Raw genomic sequence first — 19,663 nt, forward strand, 5'->3', positions numbered from 1 at the left:
CAGTCAGCTATCTCCGTCAGCGGCCCGTTCGTCGTGCGGGCAGGCGAACATGGTCGCGACGAGTTTCTGTTCGGCAGCCCGCAGATGCTTGTGGAGCGTTGGCTCCGAGATGTCAAGGATTTCAGCCAGGTCCGCGGCCGTCGCCTCGCGGGGCCAGCTGTAGTAGCCCGCTTCGTGGGCCGTCGAGAGAACCTCCTGCTGGCGGTCAGTCAGTGACTCGATGTGGGACGCGTAGTTCTGGAACCCGAACAGTGGGACGATAGACTCACGCTGTTTCTTCGCCGCGAGTTCGGCCTCCGGATGGGCCGTCAGGAACGAATCGATAACCGACCCCGTCTCGATTTGACCCGGGACATCAGCTACGACAGTCCCTTCACCATCGACACTCCGGACGGTCTGTGGTACCGCCCCGACATCCGCAAGCGAGACAACGGGACAGTTATTTCGCACGTCGATTTCGACGAGCCCACCGTCGCTAGTGCGTTCAAGCACCCGCGCCTCACCGCCATTGGCGTCTTCGATGCGCTCGACAAGCCGGCTGGGGCGAGCACCCTCGACTGAAAAAAACTCCGCGTACATGTCGTCCGTCTGCGGAAGGCATTTTTCAAGAATCACTGCACACGATTCGGTTTTAGACACCGACACAAAGGGATACGACCCATCAGAGAGGGCAAACTCCACACGGGTTACCGCCCGGCTGTCGCCAAGCTGTCGGGACATACACAGGTGTAGTCGGCATCCCGTGAAGAGTGTTGGCATGCATCGTGGTTCGGCGTTTACTATGCTAGCCACACTGAACTTTACATCTGCAGAATAAATTCGGCATGAGGTCAGCGAACCGTGTCTGGAAGATCACCAACTGTTATAGAAGTCCACGGCACCGATCAGTCTATCATCACCGCAGTCGTTCGTGCCGTGGCAACCGCGGAGAGACAGCCGGTCGAGACGCTCCCGCCACTGGCTGACACTATCAATCCGGATGCACTGACGGCGTGCATCACCGATTCGAACACCAGCGGGCACGTAGCGTTCGACTACAGTGGCTACCGCGTGGTCGTCGATACCGATGGAACAGTCACTGTAGAGTAGCTCCGCTATCTGGCTGTGTGGCGACTGCGGCAGTCAGTACAGTTGCAGGACGGACGCGCGGGCCAAGATCGAATGTCAGTTACGGTGGCTCCAGCGAGACGAACTCCAGTCCTTTCTCGGCGAGCAGTTGACGCGCCCGGTCAGTCACCGACGGAGCCACGAGGATACCCCGGACTTCAGTGTCGGCGTGCAGGTCGCGTTCTAACGCGTCGACGTACCGGCCCAGTTGGCCGACGGCGTCGGGACCCACACGCCGGCGCTTGAGTTCGAGTATCGTCGTCCGGCCGTCGGCGTCCTCGCCATAGATGTCGACCGCACCGGCGGGAGTCTCGCGTTCGGTCGCAAGCGGCGTAAAGCCCGACTCGACCAGCGCCGGTTCGTCGAGGATACGGTCTTTGAGGTCGGCTTCCGTCCCCGTGAGCGCGAGGTCTTTGGAGTCGGTCACGTCGAAGGCGGCGGCGTGGGCGACTGTCTCGAAGGTCACTTCGAGCAACTCCTCGGGGGACGACCGCGTGGAGCGGACGACCAGCGAACCGTCGTCGACGCTGATACTGTGCTCACAGCCCGGCGGCTGCCAGTTCACCGGCTGTTGGCCCTCGTCGGTGTGGACCAGCGCGGCCCCATCGGGCTTGAGCATCACGTGGCGGTCGCCAAGCCCCAGCGAACTGGCCGCTCGTCCTTCGTATTCGACCGTACAGGTACCGACGAGCGTCACCAGCGCGCCGCGGTCGGCGTTGCGCGACGCGAGGTCTAGCGCGTCGGCGGGGTCGGGGTAGGTCAGCGTCTCGACGGCAGTCACGGATGGCGATTAGCGGTCCCCGCGTAAAAAGGACGCGTCGTCAGGGCAGTGCACGGACGAAGCGCGGTCTCGGAGTGACGCGAGCAGGGCACGCCGGACGGTCTCCGGGCCACAGCCATCGCTGTCGAGGACGCGACAAGCCTCGTCCTTGCGGTCGACCCACCACCGACGGAACGTATCGGGGTCGGCAGTACGGGCGAGGACGATGTCGTCGAGGTCCGACAGCGTCGGATCGAGCCAGCAGACGGCGTAGGTCCGAACCGACCCGTCGAGCACGACCAACTGCTCGTAGGTGGCGTCGATAGCAGTGAGGAAAGCCGACGCTGTCAGCCCGGTGCCGAGCGGACGAGACTGAACCACCGGGTCGGCGTCGACCCCCCAGTGTGCACTTCGGCAGTCGTAACGGCCGTCGGGACGGGCGACAGCCACGAGCGTTCGGCGACCCATCAGGGACCACCGAGCGTGTGAGCGGGCATGGGTCCCCTTGGCTGCGTGGTCGTATTTGAACGCTAGCCCACAGCGCAGCGTCTGCCCATCAGGTAGTCACAAGATACGTTTCCGAACTCGCCAAAATCGTCGACCTTTGGTAACTCGGCACAACCCTCAAGTAGTACGTTCACGTATCGTTACATATGATGGTGAGCGAGTGGCTCTACGGCGCAATCGCGCTTCTCGTGGGGCTCCACGTCCTGACTATGCTGTACGCGTACCGGCACCGGGGTGACCCAGCCGGTGCGACCGGTCAGGGCGATACTGAACCGCGCCGTGGCAGCGCCACCGACGACAGCACTGAATCCATCGACTGTCCCCACTGCGGGGCGAGGAACGAGCAGGACTACCAGTTCTGCCGGCAGTGCACCGCCGACCTGACGAGCGGTAGCCCGCAGCGCCAGCCGACGGACCGAAGCCAGCCGTACTGACACCGTCGCAAGGCTGGGGTCGAACCAGCCGGCTTGAGCGCTGTTGTCGGCCAAAGAATTTATTTCTCCGACGAGATATTTGAATATACTGTCACGAACGGGGTCAACTGTGGAAACTGTTATCGACGTACGTTCCTCGGGTCGACCGGAGAGATTCGACCGGGCGAACGCCGACGGGCTGTTCGGGCGCAAGCGCCGTCTTCAGCAGCCGCTGGGGCAGTACTTAGAGGAGACAGAGACGCCGCATTATCTCGCGTACAACGATCGGTCCGGCGTTGTCGCTGCCCAGGGGAACAACGAGTCGCTCACGCCGACTGACGACTACCGCGCGTATCTGCTCGCAACCAACGTCCGTGTCATGTTCATCGTCGGCGACGACGACGGTGACCGGAGCATCTCGCTCCCCTACGAAGACATCGTGGCCGTACGCTGTACGTCGGAACTCCGCACGTCGACGCTCGAAATCGTCACCGTCGACGAAGACCACTGGGCGTTCGAGTGCAAGGGCGACCTGACGCCGGTTCGGGAGTTCGTCGACGAAGCCACACAGGTCTGGACGCGCACGCTAACCGAGCTTGATCGGGCAGAGTCCCAGGTCGAGGCTGCTGTGACAGCACTGGATGCGACAGACCTCGATACAGCAGCCACGCATATCACGGCCGCACAGGAGGCGCTCGACAACGGGCGAAAATGCATCGAAGCGCTGGAGGAAGGGGCGAGAGCGGCCATCGATGGACGCCTCCGGTCAACGCAAGCACGGATCGACACCTGTCAACGCCGACGCCATGTCAGCGCGGGCGACGAGTACCGTGACACGGCCCGGCGCGCATGGGAGAACCGGACGTACGAGCGGGCTGCAGATGCGTACGCACGGGCCAAGGCCGAGTACGAACGAGCGCTCGCCGTACCGGCATCGGAGCCGCCCACAGAAGTCATCACGGACGCTCGAAACGCAGTCGAGGCAGAGTACACTGAACTCCTGTCGGCCCCGGTCGACGCGGCACAGGTGGCTGCGAGCGCGGCCAGAGCCGCGGCAGACCCGGCAGCGCGGGCCACACACTGGGAAGACGCCCTCGACCGCTACCGGACGGCGTACGAACTGGACTGGGGCCGTGACCGCCGCTTCGACGGTGACCGGGCGTCGCTCCGACAAGCGCTCGCAGACATCGCCGTCGAACTGGTCGATGCACATCGTCAGGCGGGGCGGCAGGCGCTACGGGAGGTTGACGACGAGTCAAAGCAAGACGGTTCCGGGCCCGCGTGTGATAGTGCAGCAGCCCACTTCGAGCGCGCACGCGAGGTTGCCACCGAGCTCGTGCCCGACAGACGCGAGCCACCGGCGGACGAACTGGCCGCCGCGTCCGAACAGGGAGTCAGCGTCGAGACAGAGCCGAAAGGTCGGTAATTGTTTACCAGCGGGGCGTCGGGTATCGGTATGCGCTTTGGGATTATTTCAACGGCAAAAATAGCACGCGAGGACGTGATTCCGGGTATCCAGAGGTCGGACCACACGGTCGCGGCAATCAGCTCCAGAAGCCGAGATCGTGCCAGCGAGGTGGCTGAAACGCTGGGTATCGATGGTGCCTTCGGCGACTACGAGACGATGTTCGCCGAGGCAGACATCGACGTGGTGTACAACCCGCTTCCGAACGCGCTCCACGCCGAATGGAGTCAGCGGGCCGCCGACCACGGGCTCGACGTGCTCTGTGAGAAGCCACTGGCCGTCGACACCGCCGAGGCAGTGGACCTCTTCGACTACTGTGCCGAACAGGGCGTCACGCTGATGGAGGCGTTCATGTACCAGTTCCACCCACGGACCCGCCGGGCCAGGGAGATCGTCGAAAACGAACTGGGCGAGGTACACACCGTCGACGCGTCGTTCAAGTTCGCTCTCTCGGACCACGAGGACATCCGACTGGACCCGGAGCTGGCTGGTGGGAGCCTGATGGACGTGGGCTGTTACGCCGTCAGCGCGGCCCGGGGCTTCCTCGGCGAGCCGGACCGGGCGTTTGCGCATGCCCGGGACTCCCGAGACAGCGGCGTTGACACAAACCTTAGCGGCATCCTCTCGTACGACGACGGGCAGGTCGCCTCGATTTCCTGTGGGTTCGACGGTCCGAGACGGGAGTCCTACCGGGTCGAGGCAGACGACGGCTGGCTCGAAGCGAAGGACTGCTTCGGCCCGGACCACGACCAGTCCGTCTCGCTGACGTACAGCGTCGACGGCCGCGAGGTCACCGAGACGTTCGAACCGGTCGACCACTACCAGTTGCAGGTCGAGGCGTTCGCGGACGCCATCGAGAGCGGGGAGACGCCACTCGTCGACCAGGCTGAAACGTTTGGGAACATGCGCGCCATGGACGCGCTGGCCCGGAGCGCGGACACCGGCGAACCAGTTGAGGTCGCCAGTCCCGAGTGAGAGACGACCGGATGTGTACCGTCCCGCGACGAGCGCGAAACGGTTTTGACTGCCGCGAGTGAGACACGTACTGTGACACCCCCAACAGTGACACTCCCGAGTGGCGACGAACTGCCGATGGTCGGCGTCGGGACGTGGGACATCGACGGCGACACCGTTCAGGAGTCCGTTCGGGCCGGACTCGATGTAGGCTACGCCCACGTCGACACCGCAGAGGGCTACACGAACGAGGCCGAAATCGGCGAGGCCCTCGCTGACTACGACCGCGAAGACATCTTCCTCACCTCCAAGGTACTGCCGAAACACCTCGACTACGAATCGGTCATTGAGGCCTGTGAGGCGTCGCTCGACCGTCTCGGAACTGACTATCTCGACCTGTATCTCGTCCACTGGCCCAACCCTGCGACCTCCATCCGTGAGACGATGAACGCGATGGCCACGCTCCGCGATCAAGGACAGATCCGCAACGTCGGCGTCTCGAACTTCAGCGCGTACCAGCTCGGGGCCGCCCAGCACGTCGCCGACGTGCCCATCGCGGTCAACCAGATCGAGTACCACCCTTGGAACACACAGGACCAGGTCGTCGAGTTCTGCCGCGACACCGATACTGTCGTCGAGGCGGCCGCGCCGCTGGGTCGGACCGAGGTGTTCGCCGACGACGTCATTCAGGACCTGGCAGCGAAATACGACAAGTCACCGGCCCAAATTATCCTGAAGTGGGCAGTCGAGAACGACGTGGTGGTGCTACCGAAGTCGTCCTCGCCCGACCACGTCCGGCAGAACCTCGCGTTGTTCGACTGGGACCTCGACGATGCCGACCGCAAGCGCATCGACGACATCGAGCGCGAGCAGGCGGTCTACGACACCGGCATCAACGACTGGGACAACGACACCTACGGCATCTCGCAGTAACCCCAGATGGTCGACCCGCCCGCACTGGACCGCTGGGACGCCACGGCCACGGCGAGCATCGTGGTTTTGCTTGTCGTGGCGTACGTTCTGGTTCCGGACCCGACAGTCCAGTACGGGACGTGGCTGGTCGTCTTCTGCATCTGGATGGCCTGGTTCGTCTCTTTCGGTGCCAAATGGTTATACGGCCCCTAGAGAGGGGCGTTGAAGCTTTTACTCGATTCCGTGTCAGCGGAGATTTATTTACTCCCGCTCTCTATATACACTCGATGCCCCGTATCGAAGTCTCGGAAAACCTGTACCGGCAGATCGAGAGCGAAGCCAACAACGACGACTTCAACGACACGCTGTGGAAGATGGTGGGCTCCTATCGGCGGACGAACAACCCGGAAGCGGACCAGACGTAACACGTATCCCAGTCGTCGACGACCCGTAGCGAGACAGTTCTGAATGGCCAGTCGTTTCCGATAGCCGCTGTTCCAGCGATCGCATCGTCGCCGGCGTCCCCGTCACTGCGAGCGGCAATCACTGCCGTCGGTACGTACGTTTTTACCATTTGAGCCGCTGCGTATTGGTAATGAGGCCACGAATCGCCCTGCTGAACGCGGCCCACGACGGCGACGACAACCGCCGGAACTTCCGGCGGGAACTCGACGCCGACCTCGTGGAATACGACGTGACCGAGCGCGAACTGCCCGACACATTCGCGTTCGACGGCTGTCTGGTCACGGGCAGTCGCGCGTCCGTCTACTGGGACGAGCCCTGGATCCGGGACCTCGAATCCTGGGTCAGGGACGCAATCGACCGCGACATCACGTTCCTGGGCGTCTGTTTCGGCCACCAGTTGCTCGCACACGCACTCGACGGGACCGTCGAGCCGATGGGCGAGTACGAGATCGGCTATCGGACGGTCGAACACGACGGCGAGAACGAGTTGCTCGCCGGCGTCGACGAGTCGTTCACCGTCTTCACGACGCACTCGGACCATGTCGCCGAGGTGCCGCCGGGTGCGACGAAGTTCGCCGAGAACGACTACGGCGTCCACGGGTTCCGGAAAGAGAACGTCTTCTCGGTGCAGTTCCACCCCGAGTACGATCCTGAGACGGCCGAGACGGTGACGAAGGGCAAAGACGAGCAACTCTCCGACGAGCGCATCGAAGCGGTGCTGGACGGCGTCACCGACGAGAACTACCGCGCCGCCTGCGAGGCCAAGCGGCTGTTCGACAACTTCACGCAGTTCGCCACGCGTCACGCGGGTGACGCGACCGGCGCCATTGCCGATGACGCCGGCACCTCCGCCGCTGCCGACGACTGATTCTGTCGGTGCGGTGCGTCTACGGACGTCAGGTGAACCGGCCGGTCTCGGCGTCACATTCCGCACAGCGTGTCACGAGCGCGTCGCGGTCGTCCGTCATCTCGACATAGTTGTGCGTGCGACCGCCACAGTCCTCGCAGTGTCGAAGCATATCCGTGTCGCCCATTTCCTGTGGTGCGCCGAGCGCAAGCGCGACGACCCGCTCGTCGCCCTCGTTGCGACCGCGTTGCCACTCGCCAGGAGCAAAGCGGATGGCCTGGCCGGCTCCGACGCGCACGTCGCCGTCCTCCGTCTCGAACGTCGCTGTGCCCGACTGGACGAGAAACACCTCCTCCTGATTCGGGTGGCGGTGGTAGCCGAAGCCGAAGGACTCGCCCGGTGCCAGTTCGTAGTAGTTCAGCGCGATGTCGTCGGTGCCGAGCGGTCCAGCGAGCGCCCGCTTGACCGACGCCGGCCCCATCCGCGATTCGACGGCGTCGATGTTGACTTTCTCCATACTTGCCATGTACGGCGGGCAGTCCTTAACGGTTAGTCAGAGCGGGTCACAGCGGTGACGCGACGGACACGCCACAACAAAAGCAGAGAAACGGAGCGGCGCTCACTCGCGTCGGTCGATATCGAGTTCCTCGTCGAGGTCTTCAAGCCAGTCGGCATCCTCCAGTTCCGCCATCTGTTCACGGAAGTGTGTTTTGCAGACACCGACCTTGACGCCGTCGTTCTCGACGGCGATGTCGGCTTCACGGTCGCAGTAGTGACACTGCATACCTGAATAGTAGACCCGGATGACATTGAACCCTCGGGTTCCGTCTGCCGGTTGTCAGACGTTGAGCGCCGTTTCGACTCGGTCCCAGGCGGCGGCGTCCAGGCCGGTGTCACCCAGCGTCTCGCCGTGAGCATCGCTGCCGCCCGTCGAGGCGAGGTCGTACCGCTCGATAGCATCGTCGACGAGGCTGTCGTCGACAGCGCGGCCGTACGGGTACCACCGTTCGACGGCATCGAGCGACGCACACTTGGACAGCGCGGCCGCCGTATCAGGGTATCTGAACGGGTGCGCGAGGCCGACCAGCCCGCACGCGTCTGAGAGGACAGCACAGCCACGCTCGAAGGACGGGACCTCCCGCGGGACGTAACAGGGGCAGTCATCGCCGATGAGTTCATCGAACGCCCCCTGAAAGGTGTAGTCCGACACCTCGGCGATCCCGCGGGCGATGTGGGGGCGACCAAGGCCGTCGCGCGACTCGACGGGCAGCGAGGCGCCCAAGCGGTCCTCGACACACTCGATGATGCGCGCGCCGCGCTCACGGCGGTTCCGCTGGATGCGCGCACACTCGGCCCGGAGTTCCTCGGTCGGGTCGACGCCGTAGCCCAGCAGATCCAGTCGCTGGGTCCCGGTCTCGACGCGGAGTTCGATGCCGTGGAGAAGCGTCACACCGTCGCGCTCGGTGACAGAGCCGTCGATTTCAGGCTGGAGACGGTCGTGGTCCGTGACGGCGACGACCTCGACGCCCGCTTGTCTCGCGGCGGCCGGGACCGCATCGAGCGTGAGTGTCCCGTCGGAGCGGGTCGTGTGTACGTGCAAGTCAGCGACGACCATACCACTTCCACATCTCCCAGCAGGAAGCCGCTTCTGGTCAGGTCATGAGTCGTGGACACACGGAACGTGGGTTCCTTATACGCATTAAGGGACATTATGATTATCTATAGTGAAGATTTATTAGGAACCATGAACTTTCGATAGACATGCGAATGCTAAGCAACGCAACGGACGCTTTCCAATCATACGACTACCCGGTTTCCGCCGAAGAAATCATCGAGGGTGACGGCGACATGGAACTCGAACTGCCAAACGGCACCGAGCGGCTGGGCGATGCACTCAGTCGGTCGGCCCCGGAAACCTTCGAAAGCGCGGAAGACGCCGAGTTCGCGGCGTTCTCGGGCGTGTCGAGCAAGGCCATCGGCCGGAAAGGCTACTCCGACCGCGACCCGATCTGCATGGGCGAAGACGGGCCGGACCAAGTTTCCTTCTAACGGCCCAGAACGGCCTGCAGTCACCCCAGCTCTGGACGGGTTCCCCGTCTCCATCGTTTTTACACAGACGAGCAACAGCGCTGTTTGTGGCGGTCAGCGCACGCACGTATAGAGCAGCTATCGGTCGAGAAAGTCCGGTCTGTCGACGGCGTCAGTGCTGTCGACTGACTGCCTGTCCAGCAGCTCCGAGGAATCAAGCGCCGACGGCAGGCCGTCACGGCCGCCGGTCGGCACCTCTCCTTCGTCGATGTACGTCTTCTCGCCGTTGATCAGGTCAGCCCAGAGGGCGTCCCGGTCGGCGTTGGTCGTCTCCGCCGCTTCCTTTGCTTCATTACGCCCTTCGTCGTACGCGAGTTCGACCATGCTCTTGTGATACGCCGAGTTCATCTCGGCGTAGATGGCTTCGAGTTCCTCACGGTTGTACTCCCCGAGGCGCTCGGCGACACCGATGGCGTAGGCCCGGTCGGTAGCCTCGTCTTTGTCGAGAGTGTCCCAGCCGGTGCCAAACTCACGCTCGTAGCGACTCATGTCTCCACTTTCCGGTCAGTGTGAACCTGCAGTCCGGCGTCAGAAAAGGAGATTTCGCGGATGTCACAGTCGATAGCGGTGCCCCGCATCTTGATAACCTGAACGCCACGGGTCATGCTCCCGTTTTCGAGGAAGTTGTGGAAGAAGACGACGCCGTGGGCGAGGTAGTGCTCGTCGCTGTAGGAGGACGGGTCAGTCATCTCGGAAATGAGCAGTGTCGTCGCGTCGGTCTGTTTCAGCGCAGAAAGAAAGCCCGTAATCTCGTCTTCAACGTCGGCCATGAAATGCTGTAACAGCATCGTCGAGTCGATGACGACCCGCTGGATGTCGTTCTGTCTAATGTAAGCGACGAGTCGATTCGTCAGGCCGCCCTCGTTGCCGAACTGCGTGATAGTTCGCTTCCCGCTCTCGGTGACGAGGTTGAGGAACTGGATGGCATCAGACTGCATGGCCCGGTCGAAGCCGAAGTCGTAGCCGGCCATGTCCTGCATCAGCTCCGTCTTGGTCTCGTGCATCGTCACGTACAGGCACGTCTCGCCCTCCTTGACGCCCTGTGTAATGAACTGTGAACAGAAGGTTGTCTTCCCGCTGCCCGGCGGGCCGCTGACCACGTAAAGACGATTCGGGAGTAACCCCCCCTCAATGAGTTCGTCGAAGCCGGGGACCCCACTAGAGAGACGCATATCAGCTATCTGAGTCCGTCTGGACATATGCTTTCACATTCTATTTTCACCGGTGATAACTCATTCGGCTGCGTCAGCGTTCGATAGCGCTGGGGTGGCTATCGGCCAGTTCGAGCAGTCGCTCCGTACCGGCCTCGTCGAACCGCATCGGTCGTCGCCACCACGGGCCCTTCCCCGAGTCGGACGACAGTTCGGTGACCAGTTCGTTCGCGTCGGTGCCCCCGCTCGGTGCCGACAGCGGGACCACTGTATCGTACAGCTGTGACTCGTCAGCGTTGCCGCGAATGAGAACGCGAGCGTCGAATGGGTCGCGTTTCACGTGGGCATTCGAGGCGAACTGGGCCTGTTCTTCACTCGAGAGAGTGCGATACTCCTCACCAGAGACCGCGTCGCGGGCGAGCTGGAAGTGACCGATGACGTGGGCACCCCACTTCGGTGACGCCCAGCCCGGGCACTCGCCAGCCACCGATAGCGTCGCGTAGAAAAAGAGGTAGTCGCCGGCCGACAGATCCGACAGCGGGCCGGCCTTCACGCCGTGTTCGTCCCCGTACGTGTAGCGGTCCCCGCCGGCCTCCGGAAACTCCGGGTCGAAGTGGACCGGCTGGTCGGCCACCGCGGACACGTCGGTCCGCAGGTCGAGGTCACCGTAGGTCGGTACGGGCGCGCTGGTTGGCTTCGACTCGGGGATCGGGATGTACTCGAACGAGCCGTCGGGAAACAGCGGGCCGCGAAAGCCGGGCTCGTTCGTGTTGGCTCCGACGTTGATGGCGACGCTTCGCATATGTGACCGTCGGCGGGTGCAAGCAAAGGAGTGACGACGCGTCCCGCCAACTACTGGCGGTCGGGCAGCGAGAGGTCGCGCTGGAACTCGTCGAACTGGTCGAGGTCGTCGGGGAGGTCATACGACAGTTGCCGCTCGGCGCGGCGGTCGACGTTCGCCCCCTCGGTCGGTTCTGCAACGGACTCCCAGCCGTCCTTGACGGTCAGGGATTTCGCCGGCGTACCGGCGGCGATGTGGTGGGAGGGGATGTCCTTGCCGGCGATAGACTTCGCGGCGAGGATGGCGTTTTCCCCCACCTTCACGCCCGCTCGAACCATCGAATCGTAGGTCAGGCGAACGTCGTCTTCGATGATAGTGTGGTAGAGATCTACGTGAGTCTGGTCGACGGCGTCGTGGTCGTGACTGTAGACGTGAGTGTCGTCGGAGATGGAGACGCGGTCGCCGATCGTCAGCTTCCCGCGGTCGTCGAGGTGGACATCGTCGTGAACGACGACGTTGTCGCCGATCTCGATGTTGTGGCCGTACGTAAACGAGATGCCCTTGAAGAAGCGACAGCCCTCGCCACAGGACTCGAAGAGGTGGTCGGCGAGCATCCGTCGGAACCGGAGCGCGAATTCGACGTTGTCCGCCATCGGCGTCGCGTCGAACTGCCGCCAGAGCCACTGGAGATGCTTCGAGCGTTTGAACCGCTCCTCGTCTTTCTCGGCGTAGTACTCGCTTTCGAGGGTCGTGTTACAGGGGTCATACCCCTGGAGCCGGACCCGCTCGGCCGGGGAAATATCCGCGCCGTCCTGCCAGCGCTCGTAGGCGTCCCGGTCGCCGTGGAGATCGACCAGCACGTCAGTGACAACATCGCAGGTGTCCTCGTCGCCGGAGAGGCGTTCGTCGACCTCGTCGATGAACGCCCTGAGCCCCTCCTCGGCGAGCGGTGGCAGCGACACGTGACGCTTCGTCATGTCGAGTACGTGGCTTCGCGGGCAGATAGGGGTTTCCGTTACGTGAAACCTACCCAGTAACACTCGTGTCACGACACTGTCTATCATAGCGCATGGCGAGCAAGCCACAGTTAAGACGCCGCCGTTCCAGACCACGACATGGTCAGGTCGGACTTCATCATGGAGATACGGCGCTACATTGTCAATCCCGGGGAGCGCCGGCTGCGGGCGCCGTGGCGAGTCACGCTCTGGGTATTTCTTGCCGGGTTCGGCCTCGTCCTCCTCTCGGGGGTGATCGCAGTGACATCGTCGGTAGTGCGCATGACGCCGACGGTCGCTGTCGTGCGCCAGATCGCGATTTTTGCTGCCGGAACCGTCGTCGCCGTCGGGATCGGCTATCTGCTCGATCGGCGGACGCTCCCGGATTACGGACTGGGATTCGACCGCCAGTGGTGGCGCGACGCGGCTTTCGGCCTCGTGCTCGGGGTGGGGCTTCCCACGCTCGTCCTGCTCGTCGAGATGGCCGTCGGCTTCATCGAGGTCAGCGTCGCCCTCGCAACTATCGATAGCGGGCCGCTCCCGCTGACCGCGTTCGGACCGCCGGTCGCCGTCCTCCTTCTGGGAGCGTTCTTCCTCGTCCAGGCAACTACCGAGGAGGTACTCGTCCGTGGATACCTCCTGACAAACACGGCTGAGGGGCTCGCCGGGTGGGTCGGCAAGCGGGGCGCAATCATCGCCGCAACGGGGCTGACGGGCGCACTGTTCGGCGTCCTCCACTGGACGAACCCCAGCGCGTCGCTGCTCAGCGTGACCAACATCACCCTTTATGGGCTCCTGCTCGGTGCGTGTTACGTCCTGACCGGGCGACTCGGGGTCGCCAGCGGTTTCCACGTCGCCTGGAACTACACGCTGGCACTGCTTGGCTTCCCCGTCAGCGGCCTCCGGATGGGTGTCGCCTTGCTCTCTACTGATGCGACTGGTCCCACAGTAGTGACCGGCGGCGAGTTCGGCCCCGAAGGAGGACTCGTCGCCCTTCCGCTGCTCGCCGTCGGCGGAGCCGCGCTGTACTGGTGGGTCCGCCGCGAGTACGGCGCAGTGGCACTGCTGGAGGACATCGCCATCCCCGACCTCCGCGTCCGGACGCGGTCCGACACCACAAACCAAGACGGCTAAGTGGACAGCGCCGCTAAATCGGGTATGGAATACGCGACACTCGGAAACTCCGGCGTCGAGGTCTCGGAAGTCGGATTCGGTGCCTGGGTCGTCGGCACGGACTGGTGGGGCGACCGTACTCACGACGATGCTATCGACATGGTCCAGCACGCGCTCGACCAGGACGTGACGTTCTTCGACACCGGCGACGTGTACGGCCACGGCGACAGCGAGGAGATCATCGGCGAGGCGCTAGCGGAACACCGCGACGAAGTTACCGTCTCGACGAAAATCGGCTACGACTTCTACAACAACCCACAGGCCGGCCACGGCGAACTCCCGAAGAAAATCACGCCCGAGTGGGTCCACACCGCCTTCGACCGCTCACTCGACCGTCTCGGCATGGACCACGTCGAACTCCTGATGCTCCACAACGCCAACGTCGACGAGGTCGATGAGGACGTGTTGGAAGCGCTCGATGAACTCCGCGAAGAGGGGAAAGTCGACGCCATCGGCTGGGCGCTCGGCCCGTCGATCGGCTGGCTCGCTGAGGGCGACGCCGCGGTCGCAAACGAGTTCGACGCACTCCAGACCGTCTTCAACCTCTTCGAACAGACTCCCGGCCAGCACTTCATCGACACCATCCGCGAGCAAAACGCCGATACGTCGGTGCTCGCTCGCGTCCCACATTCTTCGGGCCTGCTGAACGAGCAGGTGACGCCGGAAACGGAACTCGGTAAAGGCGACCACCGCTCGCACCGACCGACCGAGTGGTACGAGACCGGCTGGGAGAAGGTCGAAGAAATCCGGTTCTTAGAGCGTGACGGAGCACGAACGATGGGCCAGGCCGCCATCCAGTGGCTCCTCTACAACGACGAGGTGGCGTCGGTCACTCCGACGTTCCGGACGAACGCCGATATCGACGAGTGGGGCGGCGCACCCGACACGCCGCCGCTCAGCGACGAGGAGTACGGCCGCGTGCAGGAACTGTACCGGGACAACTTCGGTATCGACCGCGACGACGGAATGGACGCCCTGCGCTCGTCGGTCGGCGGTGCGGACCTCGAAGACACCGGGATGAAATCTGCTGGGGACTGACAGCGAGGCGTTGGAGCGCCGACGCACAGACCAAGCAGGCGACTGATTCTACCGCTACTCACCTGCTTTTCGTACCGTCCGAACAACGACGGTTTGGCACTGAAATCTCCAGTCGACAGTTTACCCCCGAAGGACACCGACAACCAGACAGCCGTCTGTCGGTTCTCGGCTGCCACCCCCTTGTTTCAACAGGAGATGTCCCGCCGTCTTGCGATTGGGGTGGCGGAGTTTCACATTCACCACGGTGCGTCTGACGAGCGCAAGACGCCAGACGGGAGCCGGTTCGAGATGAAACGAAGGGGTTCGAGGTGCGGGAGCAGTCCACATACCAGTCCCAACAGAAGCTGTAGCAGGTGTCAAAACTGTCGGAGAAAGCGGTCTGTAATCGAGCGGGACGGCTAGCCGCTACTGCTAGAGCCCGACTACTCGTTCAGCAGGCCGTCTTCTTCGACACGCATGACACCCTCGCCGTCCGGGAGGTTCGGCGCGTCGACGAGCTTGACGATACGCTTGTTCCCCTTGGACTTCCGGAGGTACATCCGGAACGTGGAGGTGTGGCCGAGGATGTTGCCACCGATGGGCTGGGTCGGGTCGCCGAAGAAGGAGTCAGGGTTGGAGGCGACCTGGTTCGTGACGACGACGGCGGTGTTGTTGAGGTCGCCGACCCGCATCAGGTCGTGGAGGTGCTTGTTGAGCTTCTGCTGGCGGTCGGCGAGTTCGCCACGGCCGACGTACTCAGCTCGGAAGTGGGCGGTCAACGAGTCGACGGCGAGCAGGCGAACGGGGAACTCCTCTTCCTGGCTCTCGCTGGCGATCTCCTGTGCCTTCTCGGCCAGCAGGATCTGGTGGTTGGAGTTGAACGCCTTCGCGACGTGGATCTTCTCCAGCACGGAGGCGACGAGGTCATCAAGCAGATCCTCGTCAGTTGGATCTGCATCGGCCTCCTCCTCGACGATGCCGTGGAGGACCATCGTGTCCGCCAGTACCTCGTCGTCGAGACCCTTGACCATCTGTTCGATACGCTCGGGTCGGAACGTATCCTCTGAGTCGACGAAGATAGCGCTGCCTTCCAGCCCGCCGTGTTCGGCCGGCAACTGGACGTTGACCGAGAGCTGGTGCGTTACCTGAGACTTCCCGGCCCCGAACTCACCGTACACCTCGGTGATGGACTGGGTTTCGACGCCGCCGCCGAGTAGGTCGTCGACCTCGTCGACGCCCCAGGAGAGCTTCCCGATCTGCTCACGACGTTCGAGCACCGTCGACCCGGTTTCGAAACCACCGATGTCAGCCGCTTCGCGGGCGGCCTGGATGATGTCTGCCGCCGACGACTCGCCGATGTCGGCCGTGTTCGACAGTTCACCGGGAGAGGCGACCGCAATTCCCTGGTAGGAGTCGTAGCCGTTGTCTTCGAGTTTTTCTGCTGTCGCCGGACCGACACCCGGCAGCTCTTCGAGGTCCTCACTTGCGGACATGAACATGCCTTGTGCGTCCGGGGGTATAAAGCCTCGTTAACACCAGAGTGAAAGTGAAAGTGTGTGACGGGAGCGGGATGCTTCGATATGGAATCGGGAGTTTTAGGTGGGAAGGAGGGTCGATGGGCGGTGGAAACGGATTCAGGCCGGACCCGCTCGACCGAAAGCGAGGAGCAACAGCGTCCACAGCAGAAAGAGCCCAGTCAGCACCGTCTCGGACACCGGTAGTATCCCCTCGCCGAACGCGCCGACGAGGAGGAGAGTAATGGCAGCTGTGCCGGAAATCGGTCTGGTACGGATCGAGCGCCAGAGCAGCCACAGCGACCACCGAAGGCCGTCAAGTTGTGAGAGAATGCGTGTGGGAAATGAGCGACGTGCGTCCGGGTTCTCAGCAAGCTCGAACGTGCCGAGGTCCTCGCGAGCAGTCACTACCTCGCCGGTGTGGACCCGACGGCCAGCCGCATCGCCGACTAACAGTAGCGTCGCAGAATCATCGTCCGTACCGACGACGCGGTAGACACCGGCGGGAGCGCGGCTGTCACGGCCGGCCTGGGTCGGCCGGCCGTGAACGCCGGGACCGACGCCGCCGTCAGTCGTGTCACTCCCAGGGGTGGTAGCCGGGACGATCCGGCCACAGCGGATACCAGTACTCCTTGTCGTCCTCGACGGTGATTTCGTCGCTGAGGTTACTGTCCAGTTTGAACTCTGCGGAGGTGTTGCGCTCGTGGCTGTCGTGTGGGTCCGGCGCGAACGGGTAGTACGCGCCCCGGCGGAAGGAGTACACCCAGTAGACGGTCTGGTCGCTGCGCGCGTCCTCGAACGAGAACAGCGCCGCGAGCAGGCGCGAGCCGTAGCGCCGTTCGACGAGCGTGTCCGCCGCAAAGTGGATCGACGTGAGCAGGTCCTCGAAGTCGTTATCGTGGAGTACGACCCACTGGTAGCCGTGGTCGTCGGTCTCGAAGGTCGCCCGTGTCCCCGTCTCGACCATCCCCGCGTCGAGGATAGATTCGACCTCGTCGATAGCGTCCTGAAAGTCCGTACTGTCGACATCGGCGAAACACAGCGCCGCCTCGCCGGTCGGTTCGTACCCCAGATCGGCCTCCATCGTGATGTAGGCGGTACTCATCCCGAACAGATCGTCGGGGTCGGCGTCCCGCGTCGCGTCGGCCTCGGCTTTCACCCCGAGAACGCTCTTGAGTCCGTCGAGCAATCCCATATGTGAACCCCTACGGGCCGGAGACCAAGGTGGTTTGCGTCTCGGCCAGTGGGTGAATCGAATGGTGTATGTGGGATATTCAACAGCCAGACAGCCGCCCCTTTCAGTCCCGCCTGTAGCTGATTGAGCAGCCGAATCGGGTGGGACTGAAAGGGGCGAAACGCTGGGCGATCGAGAGGAAGCAAGCACTGGAGCGAATGAAATGAGCGAAGTCGTTCGAAAGACGCTGCGCGTCTTTCGTGATGACGAGAGGCCTCCGGTCTCTCGAACCACGCGCAGCGAGTCGCAGGAGCCCAGCGTTTCGGGGCTTTCTGGCTCTGTATAGCTGTCACTGCGGGACTCCGTACTACTCTATAGACGACAGTTGGAGAATCAGCCGATGCTAGCGGCCTTCGAGTTCGCGTTCGAGGTCCTGGAGGCGGTCGATGCGCTTCTCGGTCGAGGGGTGAGTACTGGCCAGACGGCCGATCCACCCGACGTTAATCGGGATGATGAAGAACGCGTTCATCTCAGCCTGGTCGCGCATATCCTCCTTGGGGACCTTGTCCATCCGACCGTCGATTTTCATCAGTGCGTTCGCGAGGGCGGCGGGCTTGCCGGTAATCATCGCGCCGCCGCGGTCGGCGGCGTACTCGCGGTAGCGGCTGAGCGTCCGGATCAGGAGGAACGAGATGACCCAGACGACCAGCGAGATGAGGATGGCGACGATGACGGGCACCTGCTGGCCGCCGCGTTCGCGGCCGCCGCTGAACAGCCAGCCCCACCGGACGATGAGGAAGGCGATCGTCGAGAGGAACGATGCGATAGTCATCACCATCACGTCGCGGTTCTTGATGTGGGCCAGTTCGTGGGCGATGACGCCTTCCAGTTCGTCCTGCTCCAGCGTGTCCATGATGCCGGTCGTCACGCAGACGGCCGAACTGTCTTTCGACCGGCCGGTGGCGAAGGCGTTGGGCACCCGAGAGTCAGCGACAGCGACCTTCGGCTTCGGGAGGTCGGCCTGCTGGGCCAGGCGGTCGACGGTCCGGTGGAGTTCCGGATACTCCTCCGGTTCGACTGTCCGGGCCCCCATCGAGTACAGGGCGAGCTTGTCGCTGAAGAAGAACTGCGCACCGAGGAACAGCGCCATGACGGCGATGTAACCGACGGCGTTAATCTCCACAAGCACTCCGATAAAGACGATATATAGCGCGAACAGCAGGAACATCGTCAGGGCCATCCGGCCGCGGAGCCCCCAGTCTGTTTGCCACTCCATACTTATTGGTAGACGGTCGACACTCTAAAACCTCGCTATCGTGGGAAAGCGCCACACGGCAGAGCCAGAGGAGCCGTCAACAGGACAGCTGTCCACACGCATTTACTCTCCGGACAACAATCGGGTACATGACCGACACAATCGTCGTCACTGGCGGGCGCGGACGCTCCGGCCGCTGGATCTGTGACCACCTCGCCGGCGAGTACAACGTCGTCTGCGTGGACCTGGACCATCCCGGCTGGGAAATTCCAACGCGGGAGCACATTGATTTCAAGGCTGTCGACGTGACCGATGGGGTCGAGATCCGGGATCTGTTCAGCGAGGTCGACCCGGACGCCGTCGTCCACTGGGCCGCGTTGCCAGCGCCAGAGCGACACGCGGGCACGCGAGTGTTCGACACCAACATTTCGGCGACGTACAACGTCATCGACGCCGCGGGTCGTGCCGGTGCCGACGTCGTCTGGGCGTCCTCCGAGAGTGCCTACGGGCTGGCCTTCGCCGATGAGACGCCGCTTCCAGCGTATCTCCCCATGGACGAGTCTCATCCGACCGCGCCGGAGGACCCGTACGGCACGTCGAAGGTCGCCGGCGAAGAAGTGGCGAAGATGGTCGTCAGGCGTGACGGCGTCGATGTAGCGTCGATACGCCCGTCGTGGATTCAGTACCCCGGCGAGTACAACTGCCGGGACGTGGCCACGGGCGACCTCGCCGACGGCACCGGTAACTGCTGGTCCTACGTCGACGTGCGCGACGTGGCGACAGCGGTTGCAGCGGCGCTCGATGCCGACATCGGCGGGCACGAAGCATTCAACGTCGCCGCCGCCGAGAACTACGTCGGCCAGCCAACAGCCGACCTCGTAGAAGAGCAGTGGGGCGAGCGTCCTGCAGAGTGTAAGCTGGACGGCGACCAGTCGGCGCTCTCGACCGCGAAAGCACAGGGGCTGTTGGACTGGGAGCCCGAACACGATTGGCGTGAGGCCGTCGACGCTGACGTTACAGCACCGACACTCACGGGTGAGTAATCGAGGGCAGTACCGAGCCTGTGGCGGAGTCCCGCCGCGGTG

At 63.3% G+C, this 19,663-nt stretch carries 26 protein-coding genes; 12 read left to right on the forward strand and 14 right to left on the reverse strand.

The features are described 5' to 3' along the window. Positions 1 to 3: 3 nt before the first annotated feature. Positions 4 to 720, reverse strand: a complete 717-nt coding sequence (locus C443_RS11600) for a helix-turn-helix domain-containing protein (RefSeq protein WP_080505478.1) — start codon at positions 718 to 720, stop codon at positions 4 to 6. Between the two features lie 120 nt (positions 721 to 840). On the opposite strand from C443_RS11600, the gene C443_RS11605 reads away from it, so the two are divergent. Next, the gene (locus C443_RS11605) at positions 841 to 1,089 is read left to right on the forward strand and encodes a HalOD1 output domain-containing protein (protein ID WP_049944030.1); all 249 of its coding nucleotides are present in this window, start codon (positions 841 to 843) and stop codon (positions 1,087 to 1,089) included. A 79-nt stretch (positions 1,090 to 1,168) separates the two neighbouring features. Here the strand turns inward: C443_RS11605 and nucS are convergent, their stop codons facing one another. Both nucS and C443_RS11615 read right to left on the reverse strand, forming a co-directional pair. Next, complete coding sequence (nucS, locus tag C443_RS11610; protein ID WP_005536544.1) at positions 1,169 to 1,888, reverse strand: endonuclease NucS; 720 nt, start codon at positions 1,886 to 1,888, stop codon at positions 1,169 to 1,171. Positions 1,889 to 1,897: 9 nt separating this feature from the next. After that, complete coding sequence (locus C443_RS11615; RefSeq protein ID WP_005536545.1) at positions 1,898 to 2,335, reverse strand: DUF6735 family protein; 438 nt, start codon at positions 2,333 to 2,335, stop codon at positions 1,898 to 1,900. A 185-nt stretch (positions 2,336 to 2,520) separates the two neighbouring features. Here C443_RS11615 and C443_RS11620 point away from each other — a divergent pair, with 185 nt between their 5' ends. The 7 genes from C443_RS11620 to C443_RS11645 all read left to right on the forward strand — a co-directional run bounded on the left by C443_RS11620 (position 2,521) and on the right by C443_RS11645 (position 7,451). Beyond that, a complete protein-coding gene (locus C443_RS11620) occupies positions 2,521 to 2,808 on the forward strand; it encodes a DUF7577 domain-containing protein (RefSeq protein WP_005536546.1) in 288 nt (95 codons plus the stop codon). Between the two features lie 109 nt (positions 2,809 to 2,917). Next, positions 2,918 to 4,213, forward strand: a complete 1,296-nt coding sequence (locus tag C443_RS11625; protein WP_005536547.1) for a hypothetical protein — start codon at positions 2,918 to 2,920, stop codon at positions 4,211 to 4,213. Between the two features lie 30 nt (positions 4,214 to 4,243). Next, positions 4,244 to 5,227 (forward strand): Gfo/Idh/MocA family protein, encoded by a 984-nt coding sequence (locus C443_RS11630; RefSeq protein WP_005536548.1) that lies wholly within the window; start codon positions 4,244 to 4,246, stop codon positions 5,225 to 5,227. Positions 5,228 to 5,344: 117 nt separating this feature from the next. Beyond that, positions 5,345 to 6,139 carry an aldo/keto reductase gene (locus C443_RS11635; protein ID WP_049944035.1) on the forward strand — a complete coding sequence of 265 codons (795 nt, stop codon included), beginning with the start codon at positions 5,345 to 5,347 and terminating at the stop codon, positions 6,137 to 6,139. Between the two features lie 6 nt (positions 6,140 to 6,145). Beyond that, the gene (locus tag C443_RS11640) at positions 6,146 to 6,331 is read left to right on the forward strand and encodes a hypothetical protein (RefSeq protein ID WP_005536551.1); all 186 of its coding nucleotides are present in this window, start codon (positions 6,146 to 6,148) and stop codon (positions 6,329 to 6,331) included. 74 nt (positions 6,332 to 6,405) lie between these two features. Next, positions 6,406 to 6,543 carry a hypothetical protein gene (locus C443_RS21710; protein WP_004516449.1) on the forward strand — a complete coding sequence of 46 codons (138 nt, stop codon included), beginning with the start codon at positions 6,406 to 6,408 and terminating at the stop codon, positions 6,541 to 6,543. A 170-nt stretch (positions 6,544 to 6,713) separates the two neighbouring features. Continuing rightward, on the forward strand, positions 6,714 to 7,451 hold the full coding sequence (locus C443_RS11645; protein WP_005536554.1) for a type 1 glutamine amidotransferase: 738 nt from the start codon (positions 6,714 to 6,716) through the stop codon (positions 7,449 to 7,451). Between the two features lie 28 nt (positions 7,452 to 7,479). Here the strand turns inward: C443_RS11645 and C443_RS11650 are convergent, their stop codons facing one another. The 3 genes from C443_RS11650 to C443_RS11655 form a co-directional block, all read right to left on the reverse strand. Next, complete coding sequence (locus C443_RS11650; RefSeq protein WP_005536555.1) at positions 7,480 to 7,947, reverse strand: cupin domain-containing protein; 468 nt, start codon at positions 7,945 to 7,947, stop codon at positions 7,480 to 7,482. A gap of 102 nt (positions 7,948 to 8,049) precedes the next feature. Then, on the reverse strand, positions 8,050 to 8,214 hold the full coding sequence (locus C443_RS21715; RefSeq protein ID WP_004516452.1) for a DUF6757 family protein: 165 nt from the start codon (positions 8,212 to 8,214) through the stop codon (positions 8,050 to 8,052). Positions 8,215 to 8,268: 54 nt separating this feature from the next. After that, entirely contained in the window at positions 8,269 to 9,045 is a 777-nt protein-coding gene (locus C443_RS11655; RefSeq protein WP_005536556.1) for a PHP domain-containing protein, read from the reverse strand. Positions 9,046 to 9,191: 146 nt separating this feature from the next. Here C443_RS11655 and C443_RS11660 point away from each other — a divergent pair, with 146 nt between their 5' ends. Next, the gene (locus C443_RS11660; RefSeq protein WP_004516454.1) at positions 9,192 to 9,479 is read left to right on the forward strand and encodes a DUF5789 family protein; all 288 of its coding nucleotides are present in this window, start codon (positions 9,192 to 9,194) and stop codon (positions 9,477 to 9,479) included. Between the two features lie 117 nt (positions 9,480 to 9,596). On the opposite strand, the gene C443_RS11665 is transcribed toward C443_RS11660, so the two are convergent. The 4 genes from C443_RS11665 to C443_RS11680 form a co-directional block, all read right to left on the reverse strand. Beyond that, positions 9,597 to 10,007 (reverse strand): hypothetical protein, encoded by a 411-nt coding sequence (locus tag C443_RS11665; RefSeq protein WP_005536557.1) that lies wholly within the window; start codon positions 10,005 to 10,007, stop codon positions 9,597 to 9,599. Beyond that, positions 10,004 to 10,690, reverse strand: coding sequence for an RAD55 family ATPase (locus C443_RS11670; protein ID WP_004960255.1), 687 nt, complete (start codon positions 10,688 to 10,690; stop codon positions 10,004 to 10,006). The genes C443_RS11665 and C443_RS11670 overlap by 4 nt, the downstream gene beginning before the upstream one ends. Before the next feature lie 73 nt (positions 10,691 to 10,763). Continuing rightward, positions 10,764 to 11,471, reverse strand: a complete 708-nt coding sequence (locus C443_RS11675) for an Nmad3 family putative nucleotide modification protein (protein WP_005536558.1) — start codon at positions 11,469 to 11,471, stop codon at positions 10,764 to 10,766. Between the two features lie 50 nt (positions 11,472 to 11,521). Then, positions 11,522 to 12,427, reverse strand: coding sequence for an acyltransferase (locus C443_RS11680; RefSeq protein WP_005536559.1), 906 nt, complete (start codon positions 12,425 to 12,427; stop codon positions 11,522 to 11,524). A 138-nt stretch (positions 12,428 to 12,565) separates the two neighbouring features. Here C443_RS11680 and C443_RS11685 point away from each other — a divergent pair, with 138 nt between their 5' ends. Further along, positions 12,566 to 13,579 (forward strand): CPBP family intramembrane glutamic endopeptidase, encoded by a 1,014-nt coding sequence (locus C443_RS11685; protein WP_005536560.1) that lies wholly within the window; start codon positions 12,566 to 12,568, stop codon positions 13,577 to 13,579. A gap of 24 nt (positions 13,580 to 13,603) precedes the next feature. Continuing rightward, entirely contained in the window at positions 13,604 to 14,656 is a 1,053-nt protein-coding gene (locus C443_RS11690; RefSeq protein WP_005536561.1) for an aldo/keto reductase, read from the forward strand. 422 nt (positions 14,657 to 15,078) lie between these two features. On the opposite strand, the gene radA is transcribed toward C443_RS11690, so the two are convergent. The 4 genes from radA to htpX form a co-directional block, all read right to left on the reverse strand. Further along, on the reverse strand, positions 15,079 to 16,128 hold the full coding sequence (gene radA / locus C443_RS11695; protein ID WP_049944036.1) for a DNA repair and recombination protein RadA: 1,050 nt from the start codon (positions 16,126 to 16,128) through the stop codon (positions 15,079 to 15,081). Between the two features lie 141 nt (positions 16,129 to 16,269). Then, a complete protein-coding gene (locus C443_RS22145; RefSeq protein WP_005536563.1) occupies positions 16,270 to 16,557 on the reverse strand; it encodes a hypothetical protein in 288 nt (95 codons plus the stop codon). A gap of 169 nt (positions 16,558 to 16,726) precedes the next feature. Continuing rightward, positions 16,727 to 17,344 (reverse strand): PspA-associated protein PspAB, encoded by a 618-nt coding sequence (pspAB, locus tag C443_RS11705; protein WP_004960279.1) that lies wholly within the window; start codon positions 17,342 to 17,344, stop codon positions 16,727 to 16,729. Between the two features lie 382 nt (positions 17,345 to 17,726). Beyond that, positions 17,727 to 18,599, reverse strand: coding sequence for a zinc metalloprotease HtpX (gene htpX, locus C443_RS11710; protein ID WP_005536564.1), 873 nt, complete (start codon positions 18,597 to 18,599; stop codon positions 17,727 to 17,729). Positions 18,600 to 18,727: 128 nt separating this feature from the next. Between htpX and C443_RS11715 the strand changes: the two genes are divergently transcribed. Then, the gene (locus tag C443_RS11715; protein ID WP_005536565.1) at positions 18,728 to 19,621 is read left to right on the forward strand and encodes an NAD-dependent epimerase/dehydratase family protein; all 894 of its coding nucleotides are present in this window, start codon (positions 18,728 to 18,730) and stop codon (positions 19,619 to 19,621) included. The last annotated feature ends 42 nt before the right edge of the window (positions 19,622 to 19,663 follow it).

Source organism: Haloarcula argentinensis DSM 12282 (assembly GCA_000336895.1).
GTDB lineage: Archaea > Halobacteriota > Halobacteria > Halobacteriales > Haloarculaceae > Haloarcula > Haloarcula argentinensis.

Excerpts from the sequence above, each read along its gene's own strand:
- C443_RS11635 (WP_049944035.1), top strand. The coding sequence starts at position 5,345 with ATGGTCGGCGTCGGGACGTGGGACATCGACGGCGACACCGTTCAGGAG.
- C443_RS11640 (WP_005536551.1), top strand. The coding sequence starts at position 6,146 with ATGGTCGACCCGCCCGCACTGGACCGCTGGGACGCCACGGCCACGGCG.
- C443_RS11670 (WP_004960255.1), bottom strand. The coding sequence starts at position 10,690 with ATGCGTCTCTCTAGTGGGGTCCCCGGCTTCGACGAACTCATTGAGGGG.
- C443_RS11600 (WP_080505478.1), bottom strand. The coding sequence starts at position 720 with ATGTCCCGACAGCTTGGCGACAGCCGGGCGGTAACCCGTGTGGAGTTT.
- C443_RS11675 (WP_005536558.1), bottom strand. The coding sequence starts at position 11,471 with ATGCGAAGCGTCGCCATCAACGTCGGAGCCAACACGAACGAGCCCGGC.
- C443_RS21715 (WP_004516452.1), bottom strand. The coding sequence starts at position 8,214 with ATGCAGTGTCACTACTGCGACCGTGAAGCCGACATCGCCGTCGAGAAC.
- C443_RS11680 (WP_005536559.1), bottom strand. The coding sequence starts at position 12,427 with ATGACGAAGCGTCACGTGTCGCTGCCACCGCTCGCCGAGGAGGGGCTC.
- radA (WP_049944036.1), bottom strand. The coding sequence starts at position 16,128 with ATGTCCGCAAGTGAGGACCTCGAAGAGCTGCCGGGTGTCGGTCCGGCG.
- htpX (WP_005536564.1), bottom strand. The coding sequence starts at position 18,599 with ATGGAGTGGCAAACAGACTGGGGGCTCCGCGGCCGGATGGCCCTGACG.
- C443_RS11645 (WP_005536554.1), top strand. The coding sequence starts at position 6,714 with ATGAGGCCACGAATCGCCCTGCTGAACGCGGCCCACGACGGCGACGAC.
- C443_RS11615 (WP_005536545.1), bottom strand. The coding sequence starts at position 2,335 with ATGGGTCGCCGAACGCTCGTGGCTGTCGCCCGTCCCGACGGCCGTTAC.
- C443_RS11660 (WP_004516454.1), top strand. The coding sequence starts at position 9,192 with ATGCGAATGCTAAGCAACGCAACGGACGCTTTCCAATCATACGACTAC.
- C443_RS11715 (WP_005536565.1), top strand. The coding sequence starts at position 18,728 with ATGACCGACACAATCGTCGTCACTGGCGGGCGCGGACGCTCCGGCCGC.
- C443_RS11620 (WP_005536546.1), top strand. The coding sequence starts at position 2,521 with ATGATGGTGAGCGAGTGGCTCTACGGCGCAATCGCGCTTCTCGTGGGG.
- pspAB (WP_004960279.1), bottom strand. The coding sequence starts at position 17,344 with ATGGGATTGCTCGACGGACTCAAGAGCGTTCTCGGGGTGAAAGCCGAG.
- C443_RS11685 (WP_005536560.1), top strand. The coding sequence starts at position 12,566 with ATGGTCAGGTCGGACTTCATCATGGAGATACGGCGCTACATTGTCAAT.
- C443_RS11650 (WP_005536555.1), bottom strand. The coding sequence starts at position 7,947 with ATGGAGAAAGTCAACATCGACGCCGTCGAATCGCGGATGGGGCCGGCG.
- C443_RS11630 (WP_005536548.1), top strand. The coding sequence starts at position 4,244 with ATGCGCTTTGGGATTATTTCAACGGCAAAAATAGCACGCGAGGACGTG.
- C443_RS11665 (WP_005536557.1), bottom strand. The coding sequence starts at position 10,007 with ATGAGTCGCTACGAGCGTGAGTTTGGCACCGGCTGGGACACTCTCGAC.
- C443_RS11655 (WP_005536556.1), bottom strand. The coding sequence starts at position 9,045 with ATGGTCGTCGCTGACTTGCACGTACACACGACCCGCTCCGACGGGACA.
- C443_RS21710 (WP_004516449.1), top strand. The coding sequence starts at position 6,406 with ATGCCCCGTATCGAAGTCTCGGAAAACCTGTACCGGCAGATCGAGAGC.
- C443_RS11690 (WP_005536561.1), top strand. The coding sequence starts at position 13,604 with ATGGAATACGCGACACTCGGAAACTCCGGCGTCGAGGTCTCGGAAGTC.